17 protein-coding genes are annotated in these 18,183 nt (G+C 67.7%); 8 read left to right on the forward strand and 9 right to left on the reverse strand.

Features of this window, described 5'->3' with window-relative positions:
- Positions 1-2: 2 nt before the first annotated feature.
- Positions 3-620: a TetR/AcrR family transcriptional regulator gene (locus tag MFM001_RS07265; protein WP_116374577.1), complete on the reverse strand. Its 618-nt coding sequence runs from the start codon at positions 618-620 to the stop codon at positions 3-5.
- A gap of 68 nt (positions 621-688) precedes the next feature.
- Positions 689-1,435: a maleylpyruvate isomerase family mycothiol-dependent enzyme gene (locus MFM001_RS07270; RefSeq protein WP_116374578.1), complete on the reverse strand. Its 747-nt coding sequence runs from the start codon at positions 1,433-1,435 to the stop codon at positions 689-691.
- Positions 1,436-1,551: 116 nt separating this feature from the next.
- Between MFM001_RS07270 and MFM001_RS07275 the strand changes: the two genes are divergently transcribed.
- The 5 genes from MFM001_RS07275 (at position 1,552) to MFM001_RS07295 (ending at position 7,102) form a co-directional block, all read left to right on the forward strand.
- A complete protein-coding gene (locus tag MFM001_RS07275; RefSeq protein WP_116374579.1) occupies positions 1,552-2,421 on the forward strand; it encodes an SDR family NAD(P)-dependent oxidoreductase in 870 nt (289 codons plus the stop codon).
- Between the two features lie 24 nt (positions 2,422-2,445).
- Positions 2,446-3,366 (forward strand): ferritin-like domain-containing protein, encoded by a 921-nt coding sequence (locus MFM001_RS07280; protein WP_116374580.1) that lies wholly within the window; start codon positions 2,446-2,448, stop codon positions 3,364-3,366.
- 3 nt (positions 3,367-3,369) lie between these two features.
- Positions 3,370-4,866 (forward strand): NAD(P)/FAD-dependent oxidoreductase, encoded by a 1,497-nt coding sequence (locus tag MFM001_RS07285; protein WP_116374581.1) that lies wholly within the window; start codon positions 3,370-3,372, stop codon positions 4,864-4,866.
- Complete coding sequence (locus tag MFM001_RS07290) at positions 4,866-5,792, forward strand: MerR family transcriptional regulator (protein WP_116374582.1); 927 nt, start codon at positions 4,866-4,868, stop codon at positions 5,790-5,792. The genes MFM001_RS07285 and MFM001_RS07290 overlap by 1 nt, the downstream gene beginning before the upstream one ends.
- 122 nt (positions 5,793-5,914) lie before the next feature.
- On the forward strand, positions 5,915-7,102 hold the full coding sequence (locus MFM001_RS07295; RefSeq protein ID WP_116374583.1) for a sodium-dependent bicarbonate transport family permease: 1,188 nt from the start codon (positions 5,915-5,917) through the stop codon (positions 7,100-7,102).
- 9 nt (positions 7,103-7,111) lie between these two features.
- Here the strand turns inward: MFM001_RS07295 and MFM001_RS07300 are convergent, their stop codons facing one another.
- Positions 7,112-8,461, reverse strand: coding sequence for a salicylate synthase (locus MFM001_RS07300; protein ID WP_116374584.1), 1,350 nt, complete (start codon positions 8,459-8,461; stop codon positions 7,112-7,114).
- A gap of 352 nt (positions 8,462-8,813) precedes the next feature.
- On the opposite strand from MFM001_RS07300, the gene MFM001_RS07305 reads away from it, so the two are divergent.
- Complete coding sequence (locus MFM001_RS07305; protein ID WP_116374585.1) at positions 8,814-9,014, forward strand: hypothetical protein; 201 nt, start codon at positions 8,814-8,816, stop codon at positions 9,012-9,014.
- Here MFM001_RS07305 and MFM001_RS07310 read toward each other — a convergent pair.
- From MFM001_RS07310 to MFM001_RS07325, 4 genes are all read right to left on the reverse strand, one after another.
- Positions 9,011-10,318 carry a cytochrome P450 gene (locus tag MFM001_RS07310; protein ID WP_116374586.1) on the reverse strand — a complete coding sequence of 436 codons (1,308 nt, stop codon included), beginning with the start codon at positions 10,316-10,318 and terminating at the stop codon, positions 9,011-9,013. The two genes, MFM001_RS07305 and MFM001_RS07310, sit on opposite strands and share 4 nt — an antisense overlap.
- Positions 10,315-12,036, reverse strand: coding sequence for an amidohydrolase family protein (locus MFM001_RS07315; RefSeq protein ID WP_116374587.1), 1,722 nt, complete (start codon positions 12,034-12,036; stop codon positions 10,315-10,317). The genes MFM001_RS07310 and MFM001_RS07315 overlap by 4 nt, the downstream gene beginning before the upstream one ends.
- Positions 12,021-13,217 (reverse strand): amidohydrolase family protein, encoded by a 1,197-nt coding sequence (locus MFM001_RS07320; RefSeq protein ID WP_116374588.1) that lies wholly within the window; start codon positions 13,215-13,217, stop codon positions 12,021-12,023. The genes MFM001_RS07315 and MFM001_RS07320 overlap by 16 nt, the downstream gene beginning before the upstream one ends.
- 115 nt (positions 13,218-13,332) lie before the next feature.
- Positions 13,333-14,775 carry an aldehyde dehydrogenase family protein gene (locus tag MFM001_RS07325; RefSeq protein WP_116374589.1) on the reverse strand — a complete coding sequence of 481 codons (1,443 nt, stop codon included), beginning with the start codon at positions 14,773-14,775 and terminating at the stop codon, positions 13,333-13,335.
- Between the two features lie 49 nt (positions 14,776-14,824).
- On the opposite strand from MFM001_RS07325, the gene MFM001_RS07330 reads away from it, so the two are divergent.
- A complete protein-coding gene (locus tag MFM001_RS07330; RefSeq protein WP_116374590.1) occupies positions 14,825-15,904 on the forward strand; it encodes a Zn-dependent alcohol dehydrogenase in 1,080 nt (359 codons plus the stop codon).
- On the opposite strand, the gene MFM001_RS07335 is transcribed toward MFM001_RS07330, so the two are convergent.
- Positions 15,901-16,215: a hypothetical protein gene (locus tag MFM001_RS07335; protein ID WP_116374591.1), complete on the reverse strand. Its 315-nt coding sequence runs from the start codon at positions 16,213-16,215 to the stop codon at positions 15,901-15,903. The genes MFM001_RS07330 and MFM001_RS07335 overlap by 4 nt on opposite strands.
- A 139-nt stretch (positions 16,216-16,354) precedes the next feature.
- Between MFM001_RS07335 and MFM001_RS07340 the strand changes: the two genes are divergently transcribed.
- On the forward strand, positions 16,355-17,005 hold the full coding sequence (locus tag MFM001_RS07340; RefSeq protein ID WP_238158991.1) for a TetR/AcrR family transcriptional regulator: 651 nt from the start codon (positions 16,355-16,357) through the stop codon (positions 17,003-17,005).
- Here the strand turns inward: MFM001_RS07340 and hemW are convergent.
- Entirely contained in the window at positions 17,002-18,174 is a 1,173-nt protein-coding gene (gene hemW, locus MFM001_RS07345; protein ID WP_116374592.1) for a radical SAM family heme chaperone HemW, read from the reverse strand. The genes MFM001_RS07340 and hemW overlap by 4 nt on opposite strands.
- Positions 18,175-18,183 lie beyond the last annotated feature (9 nt).

Here is an 18,183-nt window from a genome sequence, read left to right on the forward strand (position 1 = left end):
CGCTAGCGACCACCGGTGGCGCGCAATGCGTCGAGGAGCCTGTCCATCACGGCGCCGGCGTCGGCGCGGGCTTGGTGTTGATCGTCTGCGCGGGCAATGTAGAGCGTCGCCTCACGCAGGGCCCCCATGATCGTCAAGGCAGTTGCCTCGACTGGCTGGGGCGGAATACTTCCGGAGTCGACGGCGTCGCTGAGCAGCGCCGTCACGAAGCCGATGTTGTAGCGGTGGCCGATGTCGCTCCAGCGTTCCCAGCCCAGCACCGCCAGCGCCTCGAGCAAGACAATGCGCTGAACCTCGGGTTCGGCGCATGCGTCCAGCCAAAGCCCCGCACACAGCCGCATGATCTCGACCGGATCGGACTGCCCCGCAGCCGCGACGGCCTCCCCCATGCGGGCGGCCATCTCCCCTTCCACCTGCTCGAACACCGCCGCGAACAGCTCGGTCTTGTCGGCGAAATGGTGGTACAGGGCGCCGCGCGTTACTCCGGCGTCGCGCACGATCGTTTCCAGGGATGCCTCCGCGAATCCCAATGACGCGAATAACGGTCGGGCGGCGCTGATTAACGCGTCGCGGGTTTCGGCTGCGCGCTCAGCCTGTGTGCGCCGACCACCCTGCGCCATGAGCCCCTTCGCCTTTCATAGACCGGTATGCACTCTCATACATACCGTATGAAGGCGGTCGGCATCGGTCAGAAAACCCGGAGTCGGCGGATGATGTCCAGAGTTGACGGCTCCCCTTCTGCCTGAACTCCCAGACTTTCCCAGGTGCCGCGCTGGGTAACCCACCGGACGAACGCTTGGGAATCAGACGTGACCCGCGCAGCCACGTCGGCGTCGCCGCCAATGCGTAGGGTCCGCGCGCATAATCCGTCCAGGCGCACCTCGACGCCGTTCTGTAGATCGTTGAGCAACTGCGAATTCTGCTGCGGCAGCGCCGCTTCGATCCATTCCAGCGTGGGAGCAAGCCGCAGCTCATCGCACGGCGGAGGGTCTCCCTCCAACGGCCCATCGGGAGCAAACAAGTCGTAGCGAAGGTGGATGAACTCCTCGAAGGCGAACGCGGTCGGCACAACGGATGCCGGATACGTGCCGACGTCGCCTATTGGTATCTCGATATCCTGACCCTCGACCGCGGCGAGCATCTCTAGTCCCCGCAGGCTGACCGACTCATAGTCGGCCACAACCTCTTCAGGGGTCATCGAGCGACGGGCATTGACGTAGAGGTCCGCTGCACGTTCGGCTGGCAGGCCACCAGGATCAGGCAATTTCGACGGATCGACAGCTAACCAAAAGCTGCATGCCATGTGCGACACAAGATCCTGTACCGACCAACCCGGGCACCCGCTGTTCTGCGCCCACATCGAATCGGGGAACTGCGAGCAGAGCTCTAAAACGGCGCTGCGGTCCTTCGCAATGGCTTTGAGCGTGGAACTCATGCGGCCCTCCTATTCATACATACTGTATGTACGAACATACCAACGATATGTATCTACAGCAAGAGCCGCGAACGTTGCCATTGACTAATGTCACCATTTGCGATTGACTTCGTTTCATGACGGCGTTGGTCGACGCAGCGACACGGTTGCTGCGCAACTCCCCCAAAACCAGCCACGGCGCATCGGCGGTGGTGACCGGTGCCGGCAGTGGGATCGGTGCGGCGTTCGCCGCCGAACTCGCCCGCCGTGGCGGTGCCGTCGTCTGCAGCGACATCGACGAAGCCGCCGCCACCGCAACGTCGGACGCCATCACCGCCCAGGGCGGTCGCGCCATTCCCCTCCACTGCGATGTCTCCCGATACGACGACGTGGCCGAACTCGCCGCCAAGTCGCAATCCTGGTTCGGCGGCCCACCCAGCCTGGTGATCAACAACGCCGGCGTCGGCGCCGGTGGGATGCCCATCGGCGAAGTCTCCCTTGACGATTGGCGCTGGACGCTGGGCGTCAATCTGTGGGGGCCGATCCACGGCTGCCATGTGTTCGCCCCGATCCTGCGGGAGGCCGAACCGTCGAAACCGCCGCGCGGGATCATCAACGTCGCGTCGGCTGCGGCATTCGGCGCCGCCCCCGGCATGGCCGCCTACAACGTCAGCAAGGCGGGTGTGCTCTCGCTGTCGGAAACGCTGGCGGCCGAATTGTCGGGCAGCGGAGTCAACGTCACGGTGCTGTGCCCCACCTTCGTCAAGACCAACATCGTCGAATCCGGCCGAATCACCGCCGAATCCACCGAATTGGCCGCGAGACTGATGCGCTGGACCGGCTTTTCGCCGGAAAAGGTCGCGCGCATCTGCCTGGACGCCCACGACCGCGGCGACCTGTACTGCATGCCGCAGTGGGACGCCAAGATCGGCTGGAACATCAAACGCCTCGCCCCGGGCGCATATACCCGGGCGGTCGGCCTGATATCCCGTGTCGCACCGCACTGACACGTCTCAAAGAAGGAGAATCCCATGGCCATCGACATGGACACGATGCTGGCCAAGATCAAAGACCGGCAGTGGGCGCTCGCCGACATCGACTGGGACGCGCCGGGTGCCGAAACGATCAGCGACGAATTCCGGCCCAAGCTCAAGGCATTCATGGCTGACCTGTGCTGGATCGAGAACATCGGCGCGCGCGGATTCGCGGCCCTCGCGAAGAAGGCGCCCAACCAGACGATCGCCGAGATCTACCGGTATTTCCACGCCGAGGAGCAACGCCACGCCAACGCCGAGCTGGCGCTGATGAAGCGCTGGGGCATGCTCGACGACGGCGAAATGCCCGAACCGAACGTCAACATTCGGTTGGCCATGCAGTGGCTGGACACCTACGCCGACGGAATGTCGCTGTCGATCCTGGGCACCGTGATACCGATGCTGGAGGTCGCGCTCGACGGCGCACTGCTGAAATTCCTGCTCGACGAGGTCGAGGATCCGGTCTGCCACCAGGTGTTCGAAAAGATCAACAACGACGAATCACGGCACCTCGCAGTCGACTTCGAAGTGCTCAACATGATCGGCCACGCCAAGGCACGCAGGCTGGCAATCGACTTCGTCGGCAACGTCGCCTCGCCGGGACTGATCATCGGCGCACTGATGTATCTGCCGCTGCTCAACCGGGTGCGCAACGAGATGGACGACATGGGCATGGAACCCGAGCGGCTTTACAACGCGGTCAAACGCTTCAAGCAGCTCGGTGAGCGCGGCGAATACACCTGGCGGGTCCCGACCTATCAGGTCCTCAAGCGGCACGCCGCGATGGTGGTCAACCCGCGCCACCCGTACCATCTGCTGGCCAACTCCATGGTGTGGCTGTCCGATCGCTATCCCCGGCCGCTGCTCAAACCGGTGCCCAGCTGGTTCAAAGAGCTGACCTACGAGCCGGCGGCATAACCCATGGCACGCAACGACACTCATGCGACACTGATCGTCGGCGCCGGTTTTACCGGCCTGGGCGCCGCGATCAAACTGGCCGAGGCGGGTGTGCAGGATTTCGTCATCCTCGAGCGCAGCGACCGGGTGGGCGGAACCTGGCGTGACACCACCTATCCCGGTGCCAGCTGCGACATCCCGTCGCTGTTGTACTCGTTCTCGTTCGTCAAGAACCCGAGCTGGTCGCGGACCTACTCCCCCGCCGAGGAGATCCGCCGCCACATCGAAGACATGGCGACCCGATTCGACATCCACCGGCGGATCCGGTTCGGCCAGGAGGTCAACGGGTTGTCGTTCGACGAGGATGCCGGGGTGTGGACTGCAACCACGGCAGGGCGCAAGCGATTTCGGGCTCGCACCGTGATCCTGGCGTCGGGCCCGTTGCCGGATTCCAGCTTTCCCGACATCCGCGGTCTCGACTCCTACCGCGGGCACAAGATCCACAGTGCGCGCTGGGATCACGACTACGACTTCACCGGCAAGCGGGTCGCCGTGATCGGCACGGGCGCCAGCGCCATCCAGATCATCCCCGAACTCGTCAAGCGAGCCGAGTTCGTCAAGGTGTTCCAGCGCACGCCGGGCTGGGTGCTGCCGCGCCTCGACGTCGCCACGCCGCCGGCGGTCCAAACGCTGTTTGCGAAAGTGCCTGCGGCCCAACAGGTTGCACGGCAGGCGTTGTTCTGGGGTCACGAGGCCAGCGCCACCGCGCTGGTGTGGAACACCCCGCTGACGTCGATGGTGGCGCGGCTGGGCAAGGCCCATCTGCGGCTGGCGGTCAAGGATCCGTGGTTGCGCCGACAGCTGACTCCCGACTTTGCGCCGGGCTGCAAACGCATGCTGGTCTCCAGCGATTACTACCCTGCGCTGCAACGCGATAACTGCAAGCTGATCGACTGGCCGATCGCGACGCTGAGCCCGGCCGGTATCCGCACCAGCGACGGCGTCGAGCACCACCTGGACTGCATCGTGTTCGCCACCGGCTACGACGTGCACCTGACCGGTCCGCCGTTCCCCGTCACCGGGCTTGGCGGCCGGTCGCTGGCCTCCGAATGGGCCAACGGCGCACAGGCTTACAAGAGCATCAACGCCCACGGCTACCCGAACCTGTTCTTCATGACCGGCCCCAACTCCGGACCGGGCCACAACTCGCTGCTGGTCTACATCGAAGGTCAGCTCGACTACGCGGTGCGCGGCATCACCACCATCCTCGAGGGCGACCTGCGCTACCTCGACGTGCGCGCCGACGTCCAGCGCCGATACAACCAACGCATCCAGAAGCGGCTGACCAGGACGACCTGGATGTCGGGATGCCGCAGTTGGTATCTCACCAAGGATGGTTTCAACGCGTCGATGTACCCGGGATTCGCCACGCAGTATCTTCGACAGATGCGGCATTTCCAGTTCGTCGACTATGACGCGGCCGCGCGTGCCGCCGATGTCCGGGTCAGCTCATCGGCCTGATGGCTCCGGACCGACCGCCACGAACAGAGACCGGCACGATCGCGGGCGTGCTGGCCAATCTGCGGCGCGCGCCCAAGCGCGTTCGCCGGCAGTCGCGGGAAGTCATCGAAACCGCTGTGTCGCAACTGTTCGACGCGGCGGTCCGTCACCCGCAGGGCTCCCCCGTCTCCGGGGAGTACCGCATCGACGACCTGGCCCGGCTGGCCGGGACCACCACCCGCAACATTAGGGTCTACCGCGACCGCGGGCTGTTGCCGCCGCCCGTGCGCGTGGGCCGGATCGCGCTGTTCAACGACACCCACCTGACCCGGCTGCGGTTGATCACCTCGATGCTCGACCGCGGATACAACATTGCGCACGTGCGGGAGATGCTCAGCGCCTGGGAAGAGGGCAAGAACCTCGGCGACGTGCTGGGCCTGGAGACCGCGATCGTCGGCACCTGGACCACCGAAAAGCCGGAAACCATACCGCTTTCCGACGCGCAGCGGCTGATCGGCGACGCGGCGGCATTCGATCGGCTGATGGGGCTGGGGGTGATTCGGGTAGACGGCGCACAGGCCACGATCACCCGGCCGAAACTGATCGAGGCGTTCAACGAGATCCGTGGCTACGGCGTGAACATGGACAAGCTGATCGATCTGCACGAGCAGATCGTTCCGCTGATCGACCAGATCAGCGAATTGCTGGTGCGGGCGGGCGCCGAGCATGTCGCCGACCGCGTCAAACCCGGCGAGGCCCTGCCCGCCGACACCGAAATCGCCGAATTGATCACGATGTTGGTGCGGTTCCGCACGCAGGCCGTCGCATCGGTGACGGCGACTCTCGCGTCGTCGATCGAGTCGACCATCGAATCGCTGGTCAGCAGCATCCTTTCCGACTACATGGAAAAGTCGGCGGCCAGTGAGGACTCGGTCATTCAATCTTGACAAAAGGTTCATTCTTGCGGAGCGCAGCCCCAAGCTAATCCCCAGCTTGACCTGTTTATGCTCTTAGCGCCATGCGGCGGGTCACGCGCCCGCCGCCGCGCCCATATTAGGGAGAGACCTTAATGCTCCTCGAGTTCTGGCAGAACTTCACCCATAACCTGTTCAAGCCGCTGCTGCTGTTCTTTTATCTCGGGTTCCTCATCCCAATTCTCAAGGTGGAGTTCGAATTTCCCTACGTGATCTACCAGGGCCTGACGATGTACCTGCTGCTGGCCATCGGCTGGCACGGGGGTGAAGAGCTCGCCACGATTCAGGCATCGAGCGTCGCCAACATCGCGGGATTCATCGTCCTGGGCTTCGCGCTGAACTTCGTGATAGGTCTGCTCGCCTACCAGCTGCTGAACCGCATGACGTCAATGCGGCGGATCGACAAGGCGACCGTCGCGGGTTACTACGGGTCGGACTCGGCGGGAACCTTCGCGACCTGCATCGGTGTCCTGGGCACCGTGGGAATGGCGTTCAACGGATTCATGCCGGTCATGCTGGCCGTCATGGAGGTGCCCGGCTGCCTGGTCGCGCTGTACCTGGCCGCTCGACTGCGCCACAAGGCCATGGACGCCGCGGGCAATATGCCGGGCGAGCCCGGGTACACCTCGCCAGTCAGACTCGGCCCCGGGGCGGCCGCCCGGCCGGCTCACGGCGACAACCTCGAGACGCGCGAACGGGCGATCGAGACCCAGCATCCCGACGATCTCTCTGAGGACGTCGCAACGCCGCGCATGGCCACCGGCAAACTGCTCAGAGAGGTCCTGCTCAATCCGGGGCTCTATCTTCTCTTCGGCGGCATCGTGATCGGCTTGGTCAGTCGGTTGCAGGGCGCCAAGGTTGTGCACGACGACGACAGCGTGTTCGTGACGGCCTTCCAGGGCGCGCTGTGCCTGTTCTTGCTCGAGATGGGCATGACGGCCTCGCGCAGACTCAAGGACCTCAAAGCGGCAGGGCCCGGGTTCATCTTCTTCGGCCTGCTGGCGCCCAACCTCTTCGCCACACTCGGCATCATCACCGCTCACAGCTACGCGCACCTCACCCACACCGAATTCAAGCCGGGCACGTACATCTTGTTCGCGGTGCTCTGCGGCGCGGCGTCGTATATTGCGGTTCCCGCGGTGCAGCGTCTGGCTATTCCGGAGGCCAGCCCGACGCTCCCGCTGGCCGCGTCACTGGGGTTGACGTTCTCCTACAACGTCACGATCGGGATCCCGCTGTATATCGAGATTTCCCGGCTCGTCGCACAGTGGTGGCCTCAGTGATGACGAGCATCAACGCGGCACCAAATACGGTGCCAGCGTGGTCAGCTTCTCGCAGGTTTCCTCGAACTCGCGGTCGGGCTGCGACGCCTCGATGATGCCCGCCCCGGCGCGTAACCACGTTCGCCCGTCGCGTTCGTAGGCCGCCCGCAGGGTCAGCGCCGCGTCAAGTCCGCCGTCGGCCGAAAACATCACCACCGCACCGGAATACAGGTCGCGCGGACTCTCGTCGAGACGCAGGATCGCGTCGACGCTCGCGGCCTTGGGAATGCCCGACGCGGTGACCGCGGGGAACAGTGTCTCCAAGGCGTCCATCCGGTCTTTCGACGTGTCGAGCCGCGCGCGGACCGTCGAGCCCAGGTGCTGCACGCTGCCCCGCTCCCGCACGGTCATGAAATCGCTGATCACTGCGCTGCCCGGCGTTGCCACCTCGCTGATCTCCGACAGCGAGCTGCGCACCGAAATAGCATGCTCGACAATCTCTTTGGAGTTCGACTCGAGGTCGACGCGGGCCTGGCCGTCGCACGCCGCGCCGCGGCCCAGCGCCCGGGTGCCGGCCAGCGGCTCGGTGATCACCGCGCCGTCGCGGTGTACCGCCGTCACCAGTTCCGGGCTGTAACCCACGGCCCGAACACCGCCGAGCCGCAACAGAAATGACCGTGCCGGCGTGTTGTGCCGACGGCCCAGCCGGTACGTGGACGGGAAGTCGAGTTTGAATGGCACGTCGACGCACCGGGACAGGATCACCTTGTGGTACTTGCCGGTCGCGATCTCGCCGATGGCCGCGGCAACCCGATCGTGATAGCCGGTGGCGTCGACGGCCACGTCGATCGCCGACGCCGACGGGATGTCCGGCAGCCCACCGCGCAGCAGCCGGTCGACCGTCTCGCGTTGACGCTCGTCGGCGTCGGACACCCGCACCGCCTCAGGCGTGACGACGATGCGCGTGCGCGGCCAGAACACCCGCGCCAGCGGGGTGTGCGGTGCGAGGCGGTCTTGCAGCCCGAAACGGTAGGCGCCGAATTCGAAGGCGACCCAGCCGAAGGCCTGCTCGGTTTCCAGCAGGAGCCGGTCGACAGCCTCGCCGAGAACCGGTCCCGGCCGCCCGGTCCACCTCTGGCGCTGGGTGACACCGTCGCGGATGACGCGCAGCTCGTCGCGATCCAGCTCGACCATGGCCAGCACACCGATGGCCAGCACCCATTGGCCGTCGTGCTCGTAGAGCAGGTATTCCTCCCCGTCGCGCTCGGGCAGCGCCGCAACCAGCTCGGCGGCCAGGTCGGCCGGGGCGATTCCGGGGGGTAGCCGAAACGACAGTGACGGGGCGCCTGCGGGACTTGTCTCGACACTGACCTCGGTCACGGTTAGTAAATGTAGCCTAACCTATCCACGGGTGGGCATCTCCGGGCCGACAACGAGCCCGGCCACCAGCGCGGCACTTCGGGTAGCGCTGACTTTAAATACCTGCGACGACCGCCATACCGGCCCTGAGCACGCCGTTCAGTCCTCCCTGCGACTGCCGGTGCGCTCTTCACGCGTCGGGCGGCCCGACCCCGACTGTGATTGGTTGGTCACTGAACGTTTGCGCAACGTTCAGTCCCCAGTCCCGCAGTGGATCTCGTCCAGAAGGGGGCCGTTCCTAGCATCACGGGCAGCCCAACCAGATCAGATCCGCGACCAACGCCAATCACGAAGACAGAGAGGGGCAACCGCCGTGTTCATCATCCGCCTCCTCGACGGTGAAGAAGTGCATGCCAGCGACGGCGACAAGCTCTCGATCAACCACGACACCGGCGTGCTCACAGTTTCTCGGGTGGACGGATTCGAGGAAGTCACGACGCACTATTCGCCGTCAGCGTGGGGTTCGGTGACGCACCGGGTCAAGGGCGCGGGGCTCAAAAAGGCGTCCGCCTAGAACTGCACCGGCAGTGCCGCCGGGGACCGGAATGCCACCCCGACCACGTGCGGCGGCGGTGCGTCGGGATCCAGCCGCAGATCCGGCAGCCGGTCGAGCAGCGCGTTGATCGCGACGGTGGATTCCATCCTTGCCAGGTGCATCCCCAGACACAGGTGCGGGCCGCCGCCGAACGTCAGGTGGGTGATGTTCGTGCGGGCCGGGTCGAACCGGTCGGGGTCCGGGTAGCGCGCCGGGTCGCGGTTGGCGGCGGCGACGCTGACGCTGACGTTCGTTCCGGCCGGAATGGCGACCCCGCTCAGCTCGCAGTCGTGCGCCGCTCTGCGCATCACCGTGGTGATCGGCGGCTCCCAGCGCAGCGCTTCCTCGATGGCTCCATGAACCAGGCCGCGGTCGGCGCGTACCGCCTCCCACAGCGGGGACTCAATTGCGCCGCTCCTCCTCATCGCTTCGCTCTGCATCGTCGCCGGCGGGGACTCAATTGCGCCGCTCCTCCTCATCGCTTCGCTCTGCATCGTCGCCGGCGCAGGCTCGGTGAGCAGGCCGACCAGCAGATTGCCCGAGGCGCGGTACGTCGTCTCGACTCCGGCGGGCAGGATCAGCAGCAGGAACGCGAAGATCTCGTCGTCGGACAGGCGGGCGCCGTCGATCTCGGATTCGGCCAACGTGCTGATCAGGTCGTCCTGCGGGTTACGGCGCCGCGCGGCAAGGATTTCCGCGAAGTACGACTTCAGTTCCGCCGATGCCGCGATCCCGCACTCCCAGTCATAGACCACGTTGAGCAGCTCGATCGACAGCCGCTGGAAGCGCAGGTAGTCCTGGCGCGGCAAGCCCATCATGCGGGCGATGACCTGAACCGGGAAAGCGAAGGTGAACTCGCGGGCCAGCTCAGCCCGCCCGCGCGGAGCGAAGCGGTCGATGAGCTCGTGCACGACGACCTCTACCAGCTCGCTGCGCCACCGCTCGAGCAGCGCCGAGCGGAACGACGGCGATACCAGCGCGCGGCTGGCCCGGTGCTCTGCGCCTTCGAGTTCGAGCAAGGTGCGGCCCATGACCGGGCCCATGATCTGCTCGTAGATCGAGGAGGAGAACGTGTCGGGATGGGTGAGCACTGTCTGGCACTCGTCGTATCCCAATACCGTCACGCCCGCGGAACCCAGTGTCTGGCTGGAGGTTTCGCTGAACGGGTTGCCGACCATGACCCGGTGTTTGGCGCGTGCCTCGCGGAGCCGCTCGTGCACGTTCTCGACTTGCTTGAGCAGGCCACCCTGCAGCTCGGCGGGGTCGAACTCGTCGATGGTCATGACGCCGTCACCGTTTCGGTGTCACGGCCGGACCGCAGCACGGTTCCGGGCATCGCTCCGGTGGCCATCCCGTCGCGGCACACCTCGACCCCGGCGACCAGCACCGAGCTGATGCCTTGCGCATCGGCGACCAGGCGTGGCGCGCCGGCCGGTAGGTCGTAGCGGGTGCGCTCGGGCCCATGGTCGACGGTCGCGGGGTCGAACAGCACCAGGTCGGCGTACCAGCCCGGCGCAATCCGGCCGCGGCAGGTCAGCCCGTACAGCCGGGCCGGCACGTCGGTGATCAGCCGCACCGCCTTCTCGAGCGTCACCACCTGATGCTCCCGAACCCCTTGGCCGAGCAGCGATGTCGTGTAGATCGCGCCGCACATCATATCCAGATGCGCCCCGGCGTCCGAACCGCCGATGACCGCGTCGCGGTGCCGCCACACCTCGGCGCGTGCCCGCCAGTCGGCGGCGTCGTCGCCGCTCCCCGGCGGGGTGAGTCCGGTGCGCAGCTCGTCGGCGATCACGATGTCGCACAGCGTGTCGAACGGCTCCGACCTCCGCGCGGCTGCCACCTCGCCCACGGAAAGCCCTGTCGCGTCGGCATTTTCGGGTGCAAACGTTTCGACGATGATCAGCCGCTCCCACTGCGACAGCCCGCGCAGAATCCCAGCCTCCTCGGATTGCGCGCCGGCGTCGAGGCGGCGGCGGACCTCGGGGTCTGCGAGCGCCTTGAGCCTGTCGGGCACCGGTAGGTGCATCGTGTCGCGCCAGCCGGGCAGCCCGTCGAGCACAAAGCCGGTCAGGAACGACAGCCGGATCTTCATCGCGTGCGGCAGGGTGAGCGCGACGACCCGTCCACCCCGCTCGGCGGCCACATCCGATGCCCGCAACTGATGCTTGTGGCCGGCCGGGTTGGCCGCCGACACTCCCAGCACATTCCAGTTCAGCGGCCGGTCGGCGGCCCGCGACATGTCGGTGAGCAGCGCGATGTCGTCGTCGGTGAATCCCGACAAGCAGCCCGGGATGATCGCCTCCAGCGTGGTGCCCGGGTGAGTGCGGAGCCCACCGGCCAGTGCCACCAGCTCGTCGCGTGATGCGCTGCGTGACGGCACCGGCTGCCCGGCGCCGTCGTTGTGGGTGTGCGACTGCGACGTCGAAAACCCCAGGGCCCCAGAACGTAAGGCCTCTTCGAGCAACGCAACCATCCGCTCGACCTGGTGCGGCGTCGCTGTGCCTCCGACCGCCTCGTCACCCATCGCCGCCAGCCGCAACGCCGAATGTCCAACGAGGAAGCCGGCATTCACCGCGGTACGGCCCTCGAGCCGCGTGAGCCAGTCGCCGAACGACGACCACTGCCAGTCCAATCCGGCCCGCAGCGCGTCCAACGGCATGCCCTCGACCCGCGCCAGCATCCGGGTGAGGTAGTCGCGCTGCTCCGGGGCTGCGGGCGCCAGCGTGAATCCGCAGTTGCCGCCGAACACCGTCGTGACGCCATGCTGCAGCGACGGGCTCGCGGTCGGATCCCAGAACAGTTGCGCGTCGTAGTGGGTATGCAGGTCGACAAAACCGGGCGCCAGCGTCTGGCCTCGCGCATCAACGGTTTTCGACGACAGATCGTCGGTCTCCCCCACCGCGACGATGCGCCCGTCCTTGACGCCGACGTCCCCGCGGCGGGCGGGCGTTCCAGTGCCGTCGACGATCTCGGCGTCGCGGATCAGCAGGTCGAGCATGTCAGCCAGCCGTTCTCCGGTAAGGGGTGGCGGAACAGCTCCGCCGCGTTGCGGTGCGTGATGCGGGCGGCGTCGTCGGCGGACAGCCCGGCAACATTGCGCGCGATCACGTCCTGGGTGTCCGGCCACGTCGAATCTGCGTGGGGGTAGTCGCTTTCCACCAGGATGCGCTCGGCGCCGATCGCGTCAAGCGCGCCGAATGCGTGCGGGTCGTCGATCGAACAGAACCAGAAGTTGCGCCGCAGCACCTCGCTGGGCAGCAGGTCGCTCGTCCACGCGCCGCCCTCGTGTCCGGACGCCGAGTGGGCCAGCACATAGTCGGCGCGGTCGCCCAGCATCGCCGCCCACCCGAGCCCGCCCTCGGCCAGCGTGATGTTCAGCCGCGGGAATCGCACCGGGATTCCCGACCACAGCATGTCGGCGCAGGCAACCAGAGCGTTGACGGGGAACAGCGTGGTGATGGTCTCGAATGGCGTGTCCGGCGCGGGAATTGGTGCCCACTGGGCCGATCCGGTGTGCAGGCACACGACGGTGCCGGTCTCCTCGCACGCGGCGAAAAACGGATCCCACACCCCGCTGTGCAGACTGGGCAGCCCGCATTGGGCGGGCAGCTCAGGGAAGCTGACCGCTTTGAAGCCGCGGGCGGCGTTCGCGCGGATTTCGTCGGCGGCCAGCTGCGGATCGGCCAGCCATGGCAGTTGCAGCGGAATGATGCGCTCCGGGAAGCTACCGGCCCAGACTTCCAGATGCCACTCGTTCCAGGCCCGTAGCACCGCCAGACCCAACTCGGGGTCTTCGCTCTTCCAGAACACGGTGCCGGAGAATCCGGCGATCAGCGACGGGAAGTTCAGCGACGCCCAGATCCCGGCCAGATCCATGTCGTAGATGCGCGCTTTGATATCCCAACAGCCACGGCGCATTTCGTCGAAGCGGGCCGGCTCCATGCTCCATTCCTCCGGCGGCCGTCCGACCACCGCGTTGAGCCCGACGTTGGGGTAGTCGCAGTCCTCGTAGCGCCACATCTGGCGCCCGTCGTCGGTTTCGACGATTCGCGGCGCCCGGTCGGCCAATGCGGTGGGCAGTCGCCCTTCGAACATGTCGGGCGGCTCGATGACGTGGTCGTCGACCGAGATCACCACGTGCCGTCGCTCGCGCGGAGCCGGGTCCGGCAGCAGCGCCATACCTGAAGCTAACGACGGGTTTTTGCGGCTGTCAATGCTATCTATGCAATGAAAGCAAGATTGACGATTTCGGCGCGATAATCGTCGCTCAGCGCAAGTAACCGCGCCGTAATCGCTACCGCGGCGCCGGATGGCGGACGAATGCGCGCGGCTGGGTGAACGCCCGGATGCCCTCGACCCCGAGCTCGCGGCCCAGCCCGGACTGCCCCACGCCGCCGAACGGCAGCCGCGGATCCTGCGCGGCCATGCCGTGGCAGTTGACGCTGACCGTGCCCGCGACCAACTGGGCGGCGACGCGGTCGGCCAGCGCGTCGTCGCCGGTCCAGACCGACGCGGTGAGCCCGAAATCGGTGGCGTTCGCGGCGTCCACCGCGTCGTCGACGCTGTGGTAGCCGAAGATCGGCAGCACCGGGCCGAACTGCTCCTCGGTGGCCAGCGCCGCATCGGGCGCCAACTCCGTGACGACCGTGGGCAGTACGAAGTAGCCGCCGGCCTCGGCGTCGGCCTCCCGGATGCGTCCGGCGCTGCGGACCGTCGCACCCTGCGCGTCGGCGTCGGCAACCAGCGTGTGCACCCGATCGCGCCCGGCGGCGGTGTGCAGCGGCCCCAGCGTGGTCTCCTCGGCCAGGCCGTCGCCGACCACCTCCCGCTCGCAGCGCGCCAGCACCGCGTCGGCCAGCTCGTCGACCCGACCGGCCGGCGCGTACAGCCGTTTGATCGCCATGCAGACCTGACCGCCGGTGGTGTAGGTCGCGGTCACCAGGCGCTCGACGAGCTCGTCGCTGATCTCGAGGTCCGGGCCGACGATCGCGGCGTCGTTGCCGCCGAGCTCGAGCAGCACCGGGGTGAGCCGAGGCGCGGCGGCCGCCATCACCGCACGCCCGGTGGCCACCCCGCCGGTCAGCGAGATCACGTCGATGCCCGGATGGGTGACCAGCGCCTGCGCCAGTTCGCTGCCCGGGCCGGCGAGCACGTTCACCACTCCCGGTGGCAGCGCCGCGGCGAACGCCGCGCCGAGCTGCAACGCGGCCAGCGGACAAGTCGGCGGCACCTTGACGACGGCGGTGTTGCCGGCAACCAGCGCCGAGGACAGCTTGGTCATCGTCAGCGCCAGCGGCCAATTGAACGGAAGAACAAGCGCCGCAACACCATACGGCTCGCGGTGCAGCCGGGGGTAGGGCTGTTGCGAGTCGATGCGCTCGGGTGTCAGCGCGCTCTCGGCCATCGAGCCGAGCAGCGCTGCCAGGACCGGCGCGGTGTCGATTTCGAAGCGGGCTTCCGACAACACCTTGCCGTGTTCGCGGGTGTACAGCCGGGCACCGTCCTGGGCGGTCAGCTGCTCGGCGGCCTTTGACGCCGCCGCGGTAATGGCCGCGACCCGCTCACCAATGTCCAGCGCGCGCCAGCCGGGTGCCGCCCGTCGCGCCGCGCGCACCGCCGCATCGAGCTGCTCGAGGTCGGCCGCCGGGGCGTCCCCGACGACCTCGGCCGGGCGCGCCGGATTGTGCACCGGGTAGGTGGCCGCGCCGGGTTGCGCCTCGCCGTCAATGGTGAGCATCGCGCTGCCTCCTTGACCTGGTGCGGTCGTGTCGCAATCGTAGGTCGCTATGCGGGCGCTTGTGCTGCGTCAGGTCGGACAACCCGCCGCGGTTGACGAACTCACGCTGCGACCGATCGCGAGCCACGAGGTGCGGGTGCGGCTTGCCGCCAGCGGTGTCTGCCATACCGATCTGTCGGTGCGCGACGGCGGCATGCCCGCCCTGTTGCCGTGCACGCTCGGCCACGAGGGCGCGGGAATCGTCACCGAGGTCGGCGACGGCGTCGGCAGCGTCGCGCCGGGCGATCACGTCGTACTCACCTGGAACGTGCCGTGCCGATCATGCTGGTACTGCTTGCGCGGCGATGCCCAGCTCTGCGCGCACGGCCTCGACCACGCCTTCGGCGAGCCGTACGCGCGTGACGGCGCCGGCCCGGTGTGGCCGGCGATGGGTGCGGGCACACTTGCCGAGGAGACACTGCTGCCGGCAGCCGCGGCGGTGCCCGTCGACCCGTCGCTCCGCCTCGACCACGCGGCGCTGCTGGGCTGCGCAGTAATCACCGGCGTCGGCGCGGTGCTGCGCACCGCGGTGGTCCGGCCCGGCCAGAGCGTGCTGGTAATCGGTTGCGGCGGCGTCGGTTTGGCCGCGATCCAGGGCGCTCGGCTCACGGGCGCGGCGCCGATCATCGCCGCCGACCGCGTGGCCGGCCAGCTGCCGGCCGCGACGGCCAACGGCGCTACCGACACCGTCGACGCCGCGGATCTGGTCACCGCGGTGCGCGAGCTGACCGGCGGCGACGGCGTCGACCATGCGATCGAAGTGGTTGGCAAGCCGGCCACCATCCGAGCCGCCTACGACGCCGCCCGCCGCGGCGGCACAGTCACGGTGGTGGGCGCGGCCGGCATCGACGAGACCGTGAGCTTTCCCGCGCTGTCAATGATGGCCGACGGCAAGACAATTCGCGGCTGTGTCTACGGCGGCAGCGATCCGGCGCGCGACATCCCGACGCTGGCCGCGCTGGCACGCCGCGGCCGGCTAGACCTCGAAGCTCTGGTGACGCGACGGATCGGCATCGACGACGTCGAAACGGCGTTCACCGACATGGCCGCCGGGCACGGGGCGCGCAGCGTGGTTTGCTTCGACGCTTAATACCGGGCCCAGGACAGGATCTCGTCGACGGCGGCGCGTTCGGCGTCGCTGAGCGGCCGCATCGTCGGATCGATCGAGTAGCCCAGGTACCAGTCCAGCGTGGCGTAATGGGCTCGCGCGTAAGGGCCCTCCGTCAGGTTGGCGACGGCGTCGCGTTTGGTCCGGTGCGAGCTGATGTAGGTGCCGTCGGCGGCGGTGACGCACCAGCCGGCGGGGTGGCGGGCAATGCACCAGGTGGAGGGCGGGTTCGCGAAATACCATGCCGCGACCCGGACGAACGCGTCCAACGTCGCATTGATCGGCTGACTCATGCTGATCTCCGAAAGGCAAGTGCGGCTGCGTATCTCGTCAGATGTCCTTCGCTCGGCAATGTGATACGAGGCGTATCGCGGTCCGACGATACATTGCGTATCAGCGGTTGGCCAGGCTCAATCTCGATAAAGTGGACTGGTGGCCACCCGGATTCCGGGGTCGTCTCGACGCGGCGGGGATTCCGCGCCGTCGGAGCGGCGCGAGCAGATCCTGGCGGCCGCACGAGCAGCCATCGAGGAGCACGGCCCCAGCGCGTTGACCGGCCAGATCGCGCAGCACGCCGGGCTGGCCCGCCCCAACGTCTACCGGCACTTCTCTTCCAAGGAGGACCTCGACCTCGCGCTGGCCCGCAGCGCGTATCAGGAGCTGCGCGCCGAGATCCGCGGCGGCCTTGACCTTTCCGGGGCCCCGCTCGACGTGATTCGGGCGCCGATCGCCGCGCAGGTCAACTGGGCAGATCTCCACCCGAACCTGTACCGGTTCCTCGTCAGCCAGGGTTATCAGCGCAACTCACAGCGGCAGCGGGTCGGCCGCAGCGACTTCGCCGCCGAACTCGCCGCGGCCGGGGCGCGCTACTTCCCGCGCTTCGCCGCGGATCCCGACGCCGCCGAGGCGACTCTGGTCGCGCTGATCGGGCTGGTCGACGCGTCGGTGCTGCGCTGGCTGAGCCGTCCGGTCGGCACTCGCGAGCAGCTCATCGACCGGCTCACCGCCCAGGCGTGGCTGATCATCGACCACCATCTGCGCGGGTTCGGCATCGAGGTGGACCCCTCGGTGCCGCTTTTCTAGTCGAGCAGCGTGCGCACCAGCGCGTCGGCGAGCAGCCGTCCGCGGTCGGTGAGCACCAGCCGCTCACCCTCGCGCGCCAGCAGGCCGTCGCCGACGGCGACCGCGGCGCGCTCCCGCTCCCCGGCGTCCAACAGGTCCAGTGGCAGCCCGTCGCGGATCCGAACGCGCAGCATGACCTCTTCGGTGTGCAGGGCGTCGGCGTCGAGTTGCTCGAAGCCGGCCACCGGCAGCGCCGCGTCGGCCAGCCGCTGCGCATAGGTGTTGGGGTGCTTGACATTCCACCAGCGAGTCGCGCCGACGAAGCTGTGCGCTCCCGGTCCGGCGCCCCACCACTGCCCGCCGTCCCAGTAGCCGATGTTGTGCCGGCACTGCCCGCCCGGACGGCTCCAGTTGGACACCTCGTACCAGTCGAAACCTGCTCCGCGCAGCCGCTCGTCGACCAGCTCGTAGCGGTGAGCCAACACGTCGTCGTCGGGAGCGGCCAGCTCCCCGCGTCGGATCCGCCGGGCCAGCGCCGTGCCGTCCTCGACGATCAGCGAATAGGCCGACACATGGTCGGCGCCGGCGTCGATCGCGACGTCCACCGACCGGCACACGTCGTCGTCGGTTTCGCCCGGCGTGCCGTAGATCAGGTCGAGGTTGACGTGCTCGAAGCCGGCCGCCAGCGCCTCACCGGCTGCGGCCGCCGCCCGCCCCGGCGAGTGCACCCGGTCCAGCGTCGCCAGCACCCGCGGCGCCACCGACTGCATGCCCAGCGATACCCGGGTATAGCCCGCCGCGCGCAGCGCCTCGAAGAGTTCAGGCGACGTCGACTCGGGGTTGGCCTCGGTGGTGACCTCGGCGTCCGGGGCGAGACCGAACTGCTGGCGCACCATCTCGAGCAGCGTGCACAGCCGCTCGCTGCCCAGCAGCGACGGCGTCCCGCCGCCGACGAACACGGTGTCCGCCGCCGGGCCGCCGAGCCGCGCGGCCGCCAGCTCGAGCTCGGAGCCCAGCACCCGCAGCCACGCGTCGGGGTTGACCCCGCCCAGCTCCGCCGGGGTGTAGGTGTTGAAGTCGCAGTATCCGCAGCGCGTCAGGCAAAACGGCACATGCACGTACACGCCGAAGGGGGTGCCGGGGCGCAAGTGGACGTCCGGCAGGTCGGCCGGGGCGGAAGGTGCCGTCATGCCACGACA

It is taken from the genome of Mycobacterium sp. MFM001 (assembly GCF_003402475.1).
GTDB lineage: Bacteria > Actinomycetota > Actinomycetes > Mycobacteriales > Mycobacteriaceae > Mycobacterium.